At 38.7% G+C, this 13,252-nt stretch carries 8 protein-coding genes; 1 reads left to right on the top strand and 7 read right to left on the bottom strand.

The window, feature by feature from the left end:
* Positions 1-3 precede the first annotated feature (3 nt).
* Entirely contained in the window at positions 4-783 is a 780-nt protein-coding gene (locus tag AC27H3_RS11060) for a ribonuclease H family protein (protein ID WP_487106181.1), read from the top strand.
* Positions 784-912: 129 nt separating this feature from the next.
* On the opposite strand, the gene nhaA is transcribed toward AC27H3_RS11060, so the two are convergent.
* From nhaA to AC27H3_RS11025, 7 genes are all read right to left on the bottom strand, one after another.
* A complete protein-coding gene (gene nhaA / locus AC27H3_RS11055; RefSeq protein ID WP_487106180.1) occupies positions 913-2,268 on the bottom strand; it encodes a Na+/H+ antiporter NhaA in 1,356 nt (451 codons plus the stop codon).
* A 378-nt stretch (positions 2,269-2,646) separates the two neighbouring features.
* A complete protein-coding gene (locus AC27H3_RS11050) occupies positions 2,647-4,209 on the bottom strand; it encodes a tetratricopeptide repeat-containing sulfotransferase family protein (RefSeq protein ID WP_487106178.1) in 1,563 nt (520 codons plus the stop codon).
* Positions 4,210-4,360: 151 nt separating this feature from the next.
* Entirely contained in the window at positions 4,361-6,847 is a 2,487-nt protein-coding gene (locus AC27H3_RS11045) for a TonB-dependent receptor (protein ID WP_487106177.1), read from the bottom strand.
* A gap of 153 nt (positions 6,848-7,000) precedes the next feature.
* On the bottom strand, positions 7,001-8,410 hold the full coding sequence (locus AC27H3_RS11040; RefSeq protein WP_487106175.1) for a YfcC family protein: 1,410 nt from the start codon (positions 8,408-8,410) through the stop codon (positions 7,001-7,003).
* A 46-nt stretch (positions 8,411-8,456) separates the two neighbouring features.
* Complete coding sequence (locus tag AC27H3_RS11035; protein ID WP_487106173.1) at positions 8,457-9,596, bottom strand: NAD/NADP octopine/nopaline dehydrogenase family protein; 1,140 nt, start codon at positions 9,594-9,596, stop codon at positions 8,457-8,459.
* Between the two features lie 219 nt (positions 9,597-9,815).
* A complete protein-coding gene (locus tag AC27H3_RS11030; RefSeq protein ID WP_487106171.1) occupies positions 9,816-10,727 on the bottom strand; it encodes a LysR substrate-binding domain-containing protein in 912 nt (303 codons plus the stop codon).
* 348 nt (positions 10,728-11,075) lie between these two features.
* Positions 11,076-13,247 (bottom strand): transglutaminase TgpA family protein, encoded by a 2,172-nt coding sequence (locus AC27H3_RS11025; protein WP_487106169.1) that lies wholly within the window; start codon positions 13,245-13,247, stop codon positions 11,076-11,078.
* Positions 13,248-13,252: the final 5 nt, after the last annotated feature.

Raw genomic sequence — 13,252 nt, 5'->3', positions numbered from 1 at the left:
TTTATGAGTAAAAAATATTACGTTGTATGGAAAGGCGCGAAAACAGGCGTATTTGAACAGTGGAATGATGTTAAAAGCCATACTCAAGGACGCGCAGATGCACAGTATATGGGGTTTCCATCAAAGGCTGAAGCTGATGCAGCTTTTCAATCTACTTATACTAAAGCGTTAACCAAGCGTTCGATGAGCAAAGGTGGTACTGCTAAGCCTGCAGCTTCCGCCGCTTATGTTAAAGCTGATTCTCAGCCTGCAACAGCAAAATTAGCCGACATTAATATCTATTGCGATGGCGCATGTTCCCCAAATCCAGGTAAGTCTGGTACGGGCATGGCGGTTTATCACAAGCAAAATTTAGTAGAACTTTGGTACGGTTTATACGAACCTATGGGCACGAACAATACTGCAGAGCTTAACGGCATGCTGGCCGCTTTTAAATATGCTCAAGGCCATATTGCACAAGGTAAAACAGTACAAGTACTGTCTGATTCTAAGTATTCAATTGACTGTATTACTAAATGGGCAAAAGGATGGCAAGCGAAAGGCTGGACACGTGGTAAAGGCGAAGAAATTAAAAACCTTGAAGTAATAAAGCAATGTTTTACGCTTTACCAAGCACTTAAAAGCAATTTAATTATTAGCCATGTTAAAGGTCATTCGAACAATGAAGGTAATGAACTTTCAGATAGAATGGCTGTATTAGCCAGAATGAAATGCACTAAAGGCTTTGTGCAATACCAAGAAACCTTAGACATTAAAACCATATTAGCCATGGCTTCAGGCTAATGTCTTATGTTTAATGTCTAATGAAATAGTCATTAAATAATATTAAAAAAATCCCATCACTAAATATCGCTCTCACAATCTTGTTTATTAACTTAACAAGATTGTGAGTCGAATTTCCAGACCACTAAGCTAACTAAGCGAGGCATTATCTGTTTTTGTAGCGATTACTCTTAAATATATAGCACCAAGTGCAGCTGCAAGCACAGAGCCTATGAGTATCGCTGTTTTAGCAAATTGTAGTTGCTCAGGTTGGCCGTCAAAGCCTAACATTGCAATAAAGGTCGACATTGTAAAACCAATCCCCGTGATGAGCGAAGCGCCGACAACATGTTGAAAATTAACGCTATTGGGTAAACTGCCCAATTTATATCGAAGCGCTATCCAACACATGCCTGATATGCCAATAAATTTACCCAAAACTAAACCAGAAATTATGCCTAAGCCAATTGGGCTTTGTAAACTTTCGCCAAAGGAACTCATGCTGACTACTACACCAGCATTGGTTAACGCGAAAATAGGTAAAATAAAGAGCGAAACCGGTAAGTGCAGTGCGTCCTCCCATCGGCGCAATGGTGTACTCGCTTCTTCTGCTACATCACGCACTTGCAGCACTTTTTCATGATCGTCTTTATTACCTAGCACATCTACCGATTTTGGCTTTTCTTCAATAGATTGAATGATAGATTTGGCTTTTTTAAGCAATTTACCTGAGGCAACTTCGGGTCTGGCAGGCACAGTTAAAGCAATGGCAACCCCCGCAACGGTTGGGTGAACCCCAGTTTTTAGCATCAGTAACCAAGTAATAATACTTACCACAATATAAAACAGCGGTTGTCTGACACCGGCATAATTGGCAACGCCAAGAAAAGCAATCAGTGCGAATGCGCTCGACAAGTGCATAACCGAAATTTGCTCGGTATAAAAAATAGCAATTACCAGAATTGCGCCAACATCATCTACAATAGCAAGACCTACAATAAAGGCTAAAAGGCTGGCAGGTATGTGTTTTCTTACAATAGTTAGCACACCTAACGCAAAAGCGGTGTCGGTGGCCATTGGAATGCCCCAGCCAATTTGTGAGTCAAGCGAGTAATTGAAGAGGTAATATATTAATGCTGGGCACATCATGCCGCCTAGTGCACATAAAATTAGCATTCGTCGATTTTCTGGTTGGGCTAAATCTCCCACCAATACTTCACGTTTGATCTCCAGGCCCAGCAAGAAAAAGAATATCACCATTAAGCCGTCATTAATAATATGCTTAAGCGACGCTTTAAATTCGAAATCGCCGAAAAGTAAGCCAATTGGCGTATGCACTAAATTTACATAGCTTGCAGAATAAATTGAGTTAGCCCACCATAGCGCAACAATGGTCGACAGCAGAAGAAATAAACTCGACGTTGTTTGGGCGCGGATGAAACTGGAAAGCTGTGGCTGTATGTTGTCTAAACCACGTTCTAATAAATTTTTGTCATTGTTAGACATCGTGTCTCCTATAATTAATTGAATCAACTTTAAAAACCGCATATTTAGCCTGAAAGTATAGTTCAATTAAATACCAGCTGATTAAAGTTACTACTACGTTATAAACTCCAAGATCTAATAGCAAATACCTATACTTTTTGTAAGGTTTAATGCTGGTATTAAAATAAGAACATTACTACTTACGGTTGTTTGGATCTCATTTTTACCTCTATTATAATAGGCTAATTTTTAAGAGTAATAAGGCGAAAATAGCGCGATGTAATTATTTTATTTCACCTACTTTAATACAGTTATGTTGAAAAACATCCATAGCCTTTCGACTCGTATTGAAAAACATCACGCTTCGTTAATTAATATGCATTTGCAACAACCAAAGTACTAGTCGATTAAAACACCAGAAGTCTGCAATCTTGCAATCACCTTTTCTAAACAAAAACTGTACCTTTGCCAATTACCGATAGATTTATTATTGATTGGACTTCTAACTTGCACAGCACTAGCTGTAGCTACGGGCGCAGTATTATTTTCAATGTTCACTAAACTGTCTTGCCAAGACAGCTGACAAAAACTAACAAGTTTTTTTGCTTCTTTAACGGGCGAGTTAACTAACGTTTGATAGTTCACCACATAGAAATTTTGCGGATACTTGTCTTGCCAAAAAGCAATTAAGTCTTTAAATAGTAAATAATACTCAGTCGTTGTTTCTAGGTCATAAGCATAATTATAATATGAAAAATTAACTGAAAATAACTGCCTAAAATTACTGACAATTGAATCAAGAGGATTACGGTCTAAACACACTATTTTCGCATGCGGAAAAGCTGCCACAATAAAGCCAACATAAAGGAAGTTCAGCGGCATCTTATCAACAAATCGAGCTGTAGCACCTGTAATAAAACGAGTGCTAGCAACATAACGTTCGGCAAGTGCTTTAAAGTCAATACTACTCGCCGCATCGATAGTGTCTGGGTCTATAACAAACGGCGATGGTGTGGCCGACAATTCTTTCACTAAAAGACCGAAGTTTTGCAATTCTCCAGCGCTAGTAACATCAGCATGGTTAGATAATATACGCTCGACCAAAGTGGTGCCAGATCGAGGCATACCAACAACAAATATTGGTTCATCGACAACATCATTCACTTGGCTAGCCTGTTGCTGACTAAATACCGATTTCAAGTGTAAAAACAGTTTTTTGTCATCTTCAACACTGTAATCAAGCTGTGCAATTTTTTCTTTTTTTGCATTATTAAGCGTTTGAAAAGCCTTATTATATTCCTTTTGCTTTTCATATATTCTCGCTTGGGCGTGACCAACATACAAAGCTTCATCAGGCAGAAGCTTGTTAACATCTAAACTGAGTATTTTGTCTTGGTATTTGGGTGTAATATCGCCAAGGCTGGAGAGTGATGAATAGGCTTTATAATAATTTGGCGCTAAATCAATAGTTTTCTCGAAAGCACACTTTGAAGAATCAAAATCGCCGGTGAACTTTAGTGAGACGGCTAAGTTAAAATGAAAAATAGCATTATTCGGCGCTAATGCTACTGCTTTCTCAAAGTTTTTAATCGCACAGTCATGCAGCCCTATTTTGCTATAGGCGACGCCAATTGTATCTAACGTTAACGAGTTTAGCTGAGCGAAAGACGCTGCCTTTTGACAATACTTTTTAGCTTTTACATAGTCATGGGTCAACGCGTAATGTTTTGCTAAATGAGCAATATACTCAGCATTGTCTGGGGCTAAAACCATTGCTTGCTCTATCAACACAATGGCTTTTTTAAAATTACCGTGCTCACTAGCAATAATAGCTAAGAGGAAATAGCCATCAGCCTGATATTTATCAAATTGTAACAGCTCAATAAGACATTGGTGTGCCTGCTTATATTGCTTAGTTTCAATATATTTTTGGGCACTATTGATTTGATTTGAAATATTCATACTGACGCCATTTTAACGTTAAAAAAAAGGTATTATCCCACTTTATTGGAATAATACCTGAAGGAAAACCTTTAATACTACTGTAATAAAAAGTTAAGGCATTAAGCCTTTAAAGTATCGCTAGTCGACCTCCTGCTCTTTAGGTATAACATTATAAATCAAACATATACTCAAAACGTACACCAGCAGTTCGTGGTGTGATCAAGTAGTGGCCATAGTTACGTTGCAGACTAGCATCATTAGTGTTCATTGCCGGAAACGTAGCTAAACCAATATCGCCTTTATCTCTACGCACTGAGCTATAAGCATATTTGTCGAACATATTGTCAACGTATAAAGTTACCGACCATTCGTCTTTAGAAAACCTAGCTGAGATATTAGATAAAGCATAACCTGGCAGTGCTTCGCCATCCGCTTTTAAACCAACTTTAGAGTAAACATCGCTTTGATAGGTTAAACCATAGTTAATGTCTAAAGCGGTATCGTCAAATACTTCTGTTGAGTACGTTGCACCTAATGAAAACTGTTGCTCAGGTGAGCCAGGTAAACGGTCACCATCTTTACCGTCGTAATAATCTTGCTGTACACCGGCGTCAATTTCACTTTGGCTTAATACTTTAAACAAGAATGGCGCGTCTTTGGTTAACTCTGCATTGGTGTAAGCGTAAGTCGCATAGGCAATTAGACTATCAGACAACATGGCACGGGTTGAAATTTCAATCCCTTTAGCCTCAGCTGTTGCAGCGTTACTGGTAATGGTTTGTTGGCCATAAAAAGTGGCACCGGCGACTTGCGCGTTGTCCCACTCAACTCTAAATAAGGCGGCGTTGAAGTGTAATTTATTATTAAACCAGGTACTTTTAAAACCTAGCTCATAGTTAGTGGTGGTATCAGCTTCATAGAGCGCTTCGTTAGGCAACGCACAAACATTTTGAATGTCAGAGCTTGCTACATCATCAGGACAGGCAGCAACACCGTTAGCGCCACCTACTCTAAAACCTTCACTAATAGTCGTGTAAGCCATAACATCATCGCTAAATTGATAGCTAGCATTTATTTTAAATAAGCTACCGTCATCTGCTGCCTTAGGCGTGCTTTTGAAGTCTAGATTAACTTCATCGGCAGCATAGTCACCAAATAGCGTATAGTACAAAGGTAAATCAATGGCAGAAGAAGAGTTAACTTCATAGTCATAAAAACGTGCACCCGCCATCAGCGTTAGTTTATCGGTAACGCTATAAGTAACTTCACCAAAAAGTGCTGATTCCGTAACTTCTTCTTTTACAATTGATAAATACTCTAACGAGTCTGGACGAAGTTGGTTTGCGCCCCAGTTATCAACGGCATATTGATCGAAGCCAGGGGTAAACTCACGACTATCTTCCGTTTTTTCAAACTTATTATAATAACCACCAACAATCCACGTTAGCGGCGAGTCAGCCGTTGACACTAAGCGAATTTCTTGGGTGAAGTTTGTCGCATCATCCAATTCGCGGGTAAATGCTGAAAAGCCTGGGAATTCTTCGTAACTGTAATCTAAACGGATAAGTAAATCAGTTTGATCACGTTGACCGTCGGCTTCAAACTCTGAGTAACCCGTGGCTGAAGTTAGTTCCGCAAACCCTAAATCTAAAGTCATCTCTAAACTAAGTAAAGTGTCTTCTTTTTCTCTAGGCTCTTCATATCGGTAAGCCGATTCATAGTCACCTATCACAGTTGATAAAGGATTAGTGGCACTTAAACTTTTTGCATGCACAATTGAGCGGCCACCAATATCTTGTTTTTGGTAAAAATAAGACAAAGTTGCATCAAAAGTGTCGGTTGGCTGCCAGCGAATCATCGCTTTAGCTGTCATTGTCTTTTCGTCGTTCGCATCTTTAAGTTGTTTTAAATTAGTGCTAACTGCATCAGAGTTTGACCAATCGGGATCAGGTAACGAAACACCACCTTCACGAACAACATAGTTATAATCGACATAACCGGGCTCATTTAAATAGTTAAAAGCAAAACGTACGGCTAATTCATCATCAATTAAAGGCGTATTAAAAACAAAACCAGCTTCGCTGCCTGTATCATCGCTTTGTGATAAGCTAAAGATATCACCATAAATTGAGCCTGAGGTTTCATCTAAAATGGGTTTATTAGGAAGGTAACGAATAGCACCACCTAAAGTACCTGCACCGTATAACGTTCCCTGTGGTCCAATAAGCACTTCAACACGTTCAACATCAATAAGCTTCATGTCGACAACCAATGGAATTTCACCAATATAAGTTGCTACGGTACCACCGTCAGATGCTGGACCTGCTGAGTTAGTATTTAAGCCACGAACAATTATTGGCGAGCCTTCACGACCACCTTGATCAGCAACACTTAGTCCGGGCACCCAGCGTGCTACATCTGACAGTTGTGTAATGTTTTGATCTTTCATAACATCACCATCAAGTGCGGTAATGTTTAACGGTGCTTCTTGTACTGTTGACGCACGACGCGATGCAGTAACTTGAATTCTTTCAATACCTTCAACTGCTAATTTTTCAGCAGTTTCGGCGTAACTATAACTGGGTATAGCCAGGGCGGAACTCAGTGCCAAGCATAGGGCAGATTTTTTAAATACCTGCGAATTATTTATATTCATTAGGGTCTCTCCTCAGTGTTTTTTATCTGGCTATTTGCCAACTTTTTAGTGTTATACATTTTTTTCGTTAACGTGTTGTTAAATTTTTGTCGTAAAGTATAAAAAACAATTATTGTACACTTCACCAATAAATCCCGCCAAAACCTTAGACTATTAGCTCAAAATCACACCAACACTTAACATCGCCATAACGAGCAAAACAATCATCGCTAATAGCGGTAAAATAAATTTTAACCAAGTGCTATATGAAACACGGCCGATGGCTAGACCTCCCATCACAATAGCTGATGTAGGTGTGACTAAATTGGGTAAACCAGACGCCGCTTGATAGGCGGTAACCACCAACTCTCGAGGAACATTAGAAAAGTCAGCCAATGGCGCTAAAACGGGCATGGATAATACCGCTAGCCCAGATGAAGATGGGATCAACAAGGATAAAAACGATTCAACCCAATAAATAGTGTTGATAAAAACAATCGGTGAAAGATCACTTAATAAATTTTCTGCGTAATATAAAAATGTATGAGTAATATTACCTTCATCCATCAGTACAACTAAGCCACGAGCAAGTGTAATAATAAAGGCAACACCTAATAACTCTCTGGCTCCTTCAACAAAACTTGAGGTCAGTATTTGCTCGTTGATTCTAGCAACCACACCAACAACTAAGGTTGCGGCAATAAATAGCGCCGATATTTCCGCCATCCACCAGTCAAAGTAAGAAACACCAACGACCATAGCGGCAAAAGTTAGAAATAAAATACTAAGCACCAACTTTTGCTGTCCCGACAACGTCGTGTCCTGACTAGCGGTTGAGTTATGCAAAAAGTATTTCTCATCTGCTGCCTTTTGCGCTGCAACTAACGATAGCTCAGGGTTATTTTTAACCTTTTTAGCATACTTCATGACATAAACCACACACAGTAGCCATGCTAAAACCAAAACCACAATTCTCAGACCTAAACCATCAGTAAAACTAACTTCAGCAGCATTAGAAGCAATAATCGTAGCGAACGGATTTATTGTAGATCCCAAAGCACCAATACCCGCGCCGATCATAACTACAGCCACCCCCGTTATAGTGTCATAGCCTGCTGCAATCATTACTGGAATAACTAAGGTATAAAAGGGTAAGGTTTCTTCAGCCATACCAATCAACGTACCGCCTAAAGCAAATAACCCCATTAAGGTCGGTATAAGCCAAATTTCTCGACCTTGAAGCTTCACCGTTATTTGATAAATTGCACTATCAATACTCTTAGTCTGGTTAACAACGCCAAAAAAGCCGCCAATAATTAACACAAACAAAGCGACATCTATCGCTCGAGCTTGGTTGGTAACAGGGTCATAAAAGCCTTTTATTGGCGCTAACAATACCGCTTGTATACCTTGTGGATTACTTGCAACTTCTTGATAGGTACCTGAAACCGGAACGGGTTTACCTAATAACGCATTATTGGCCATTTCGTATTGACCAGACGGAACTACCCAAGTTAGCGCCGCAATCAATATTGTTAATAAAAACAATATTGTATAAACAGAAGGTAGTTTCAATTTCAGCATATTAGTTAGCACCTAGCTCAAGTATTATTTGTATAGTTAATTTTATTTAACTTATTTTGGCAATAATTTCAGTTGCGCTCATATCGTTTAAGCCCATTTTTTCTAGCGTTCTACCACTGATAAAATAATTTTCGTCATTAAAGGCACTGGTTAAATGCAATATAGATGTCGCAATCGGCATAGCTATATTCATCAACTGAGCAAACTCAAGACAAGGCACCAGTAAATAAGGCGCGTCTTCAGTTATATAACGACTTTTTGATGAATCTGGTGCGCTATTCACACTGCCATGAGTTGTAGAGGTTTTATTTAACTCATAAACACTCTTCGCATTCATATCATATAATTCATTCATCGCTTCTAATTCGCTTTTTAGGCCTAACCCTAAAGCGCGACCAACGGTTAAACGCTCGATATCAAGTTTTTCACAAGCCTTAGCCGTAGCAGGAGAACAACAGTCAGTATAGTAATTAAATTTACCGGGATAATTTTCTAGCAAACCAATATTTAACGTAGTCATTAAAGGATGGCCACCAAAATTAATGTTTTCTAAACCAGCCGCTATAACATTTTCTAGCGCAGTAAGTTTCAATGGAAAAATAGTCTGCAGCTTTTCGATACTTTCAGCGGTACGTGAAGCTGGTAAAGCAGCAACCGGTAAAAATGATTTCATACCAAAAATAGCAATTTCAGCATTTCCAGTAATACGGGTTGCCCAAGGAATAGAAATAGCATCAACAAAGGTAATGTCTAGATCTGCATATCCTTCTGTATTTTTTATTTTGGTTAAAGCTAAAGAGCCATAGTTGCCGGGCATTAACACTAGGGTTTGACCTGAAGATAAAAATGGAAGTAGCTCTCTAAACAGCGGCGCTTGTGCAAACGACGGAACCGGTAATACAAGGATTTCAGCATACTCAACTGCCGCTTTAACATCCGTAGTCAATAAGTCAATATGTTCAAAACCGCTATAATCCAATTTAGCGTTACCGTATTCACTTACCGACTTAATACCACCTTCAACAGCAATAGCATGAATTTGCTCGTCAAAACCTTTAGAGCCATAAAGTGCTACTTGAGCACCATGTTGAGTAAAATGAAAAGCGGCTGTTAAACCAGCATTACCAGCGCCAAAAACAGATACTCTAGCTTGTGCAACATTCTTGTTAGTTTTGTTTTTTACCACGTTTAAAGCCTATTTATATTAAATCAATCTAGAAACTTGATTTAGACTTTATTGGGCTAGCAAGATCTTGTCTAATGCCATTGTAACGCCTAGCCATGTCCCAATGTTATACACCAACCAAAAAACACACAAATAAACCAACAAAAACAACCACTTAAAAATATAACACATAATGACGAAATGTTTAATTGTTATATTTAGCATTGGCAATTGTCGGTATTAACGTTCCGTGCAGGTGAGTGAAAGACCATAATATTCAGCTTGGTTAAAAAACAAACTAATAAAGTTATCGATAACTTCAGAGCGAGTTCGTAAGGTAGGTAATAAAATAAAAAAACGAAAAGGTATGGTCGGATTAAAGGACTTAATCGTTATGCCTGAGTGGGTCTCTGCAGCATAAAGTGCAGAAAAAGGGTCAACAATTGATGCTCCTATCCCTTCGCCAACAAGGGTAGCTATAGCGCTGGCTAAGGAAACTTCAACAACTTCTTTTTGCTTTACTTTCTGTTTTCTAAACGCACTATCAACTAATTGTTGTGTCTCATCTTTTTCACAACTAATTAGCGGCTGCTCAGCTAATAGTTCTGGGGTAATAAACGGTAAGTCGGCTAGCGGACTACCTGGCGGTAAAATACAGACACAATTGCACTCTACGGCGATGCTAGTAACACCCGCGGTAACTTCAGGTAGTAATGCGAAACCAATATCACAAGACTGTAAAGCCGTTCGCCGCTGTACCTCTTCTGAGCGATAAGTTTTCAAAGAAGTCGATATATTCAAATGTTCTTTTAAAAACTTGCCTAAAATTTTTGGTAAAAAATTAGCTGATAACATTGGAAAAGCAGCTATATGTAAACTTCCATGATGGCTGTTTTTGATATCTTTAGCACAATCTTCCAATGACTCCATAGCAGAATATGCTTTAGATACTTCGATATAAAATGCTTGTCCTTTATCTGTGGGCAATAGTCGGCCTTTAACGCGCTGAAACAATTGGAAACCTACATTTCGTTCTAAACTAAAGATTAAGCGACTAACCGCCGGTTGAGTGATATGAATAAAATCAGCCGCTGCCGTTACCGTGCCTAGTTCATAAACTGCTTTAAATGCATTTAATTGTTGAAATTGCATTATACCTCACTGTTGATTAATGCTGATGGGTTAGAGCAATGTAGTCTTAAGCCTTTGATAGAAGGCTTAAGTGTTACACAATTTATTCAATTATCATCATGACAAAGTAAACATCTTAATTCGTCAAGTTTGTATTACAATCTTTTTTCGAGGCTATTGGGTAGACTCTCAATGATTTAACCTGACCAAAGCAGAATATTGGCTAGATTAATAATTGATAATAGTCCTCTTGTCGAAATACTCGGGTATATGATTATCAGTAGACTAGACAAAGGTATCATGCAATAAAATGATTATACTTAGCCGTCAACTGCCCTTTTGGTACAATCTCTACTGTTGCCTCATTGCCTATTTGGCTAGCCATAACCGCCAACGTAACTTCCGGTAACTACCTTGTATTGCAACCAAGCGTTCATTACGTTCCTGTTGGCTAATTTGATCAAAATTTTGATAAGCTAATTGCGTAAAGCTATTAGAAATAGGAGCAAAATGTGCCGATAACTCGGGTCGTGTTGCATCAACAAAATGGGCAAACTGTTGTGCTGTCATTGATTTTACTTTCACTACATTATGCTGCGCTAGCAATGCTAAGCTTTTTAAATATAGCGCCTTAATTTTATCTATAGGTTTTTCTTTTACTTGCACTGATTTAAGAAGATAAAACAGCAAGGCTCCCCCGACTAATATCAGTATAAAATAACCTATGTTTTTACTTTGCTTAATACTTGCAATTAGCTGCGCCATTACCCGCGATTGTTTTTGGCCAGTATAACCAATAACCCAACGTGTCCATTGATAATCAATAGCGTCAATTTGCATTTTAAGTTGCTGATACCACTGCATAGCGCGTAACGATTGCATCGAAAAAAGCCCGGATGATAAATGATTATATTCTTGTCTTAAGTTGTTAGAAAATCCACGTTCTACTCGCTCTGGATCAACCGCTGCTGTTGGGTCAACACGCTGCCAACCACTTTCAGGTAGCCATACTTCTGACCAAGCATGGGCGTTACGCTGGTAAACGCTTAAGTAATTACCGTTCGGATTCAACTCGCCGCCTAAATAGCCCACAACCATACGCGCAGGAATGCCAGCGGCGCGCATTAAATAAGTAAACGTACTAGCATAATGCTCACAAAATCCAGCTTTGGTATCAAAATAAAACTGATCTAAACTATTATTATTTAATTTCGGAGGTTGCAGAGTGTAAAAATAATCTTGTTGATTAAACTCTGCTAATACATGATTAATTAAACTTTTATCTTCGCTATATTGTTTACGTAGCTGTTGAGCTTTAGCCAATAATTTAGGGTTGTTGTCTGTGCTTAGTGCTAAATTCAATGCGCGTGATTCTTCGCTTAAATTCGGAGCGAGTATAGCCTTGGGATAGCTAGTTACTTGATAACTTAAGGTTTGACTAATAATGCCACGATAAAATAAAGCGTAGTCATCTCGTTGACCAATATTACCTTGCTCACTGGTGGCAAAATCTAGTGCAAACAACCAAGACTGAAAACTCGGTTCAGCAATAACTTGATAAGCTAACCCTGTACCTTTTATTGCAACATCCACTGAATCTTTTGTATGACTTAATGAAGCGGAGCCATAACGTTGCTTATTGTGTTGACCTTCTTCTTGTTGATCTTGTCGCCAAGTAACTCCATCAAAATCATCTAAAACCATTGCTCGCCAATAAAGCTGCGCATGCTCTGGATTATTATTTTGAAAACTCACCCTGAACGCTAATTCATCTGACAAAGCTAGCTGGGCAATATCACCAATTTTAACACTGTCTGAAAGACCAACCTTTGCTGATTCAACATTAGGTACTTGCCAAAAAGGACTTAATTTTGGAAAAACGATAAATAAAACTATCGCTACTGGCACCGAATACAAACTCAGTTTAGCCAATAATTTAGTTTGTTTTGGCAGCGCCATTGTTGGGGCAAAGTAATGAATTAAAATCCAAAAATTTGCTAACACTAAAACAATAACGGCAATGGAGAAATAAATAGATTGAATGAAAATCAACGACGATGTGGCAACAAAAACGCCCAAAACAACCAACTGATATAAATCTTTTCGAGACGTTATTTCGAATAATTTCAAACTGTAAGCAAAACATAATAAATGGATCATACTCAGCAGAAGCCCTAAGGTTTGTCCTGCCAGTGCAATACCTACGCTGCCTGATAGTGCTAACACTAAAATGATCCAAGACGGAAAAATTTTCGGTGATGCGTGTAAAGTTATCGCTGGATTAGTGTTAGAGGCAGCTTGACGAAAAGCTTTAAAATGCACCATAAACTGCAACGCTAAGGCAAAGATGGCGAAGATCAAATATATAAAATTAAACTGCAGCACTAAGGTTAAAAGGTTAAGCAGCTGAAAAGTTAACAAACCGAAATACATTTTACTATTAAGCTTTAGGCCGCTTTTAACCGCTACTTTTTTAGCTGTGCTAGCGTTAGGTTTTTGTTTAACGCTTTGTTTCAGGTTTGGTTGGGTCATTTTAGTCATTTTGC

The sequence above is a fragment of the Colwellia sp. NW0002-52-1 genome, from assembly GCF_057550865.1.
The sequence above is the reverse complement of the archived record's forward strand: the minus strand, read 5'-3'. Positions and strand labels throughout refer to the sequence as shown.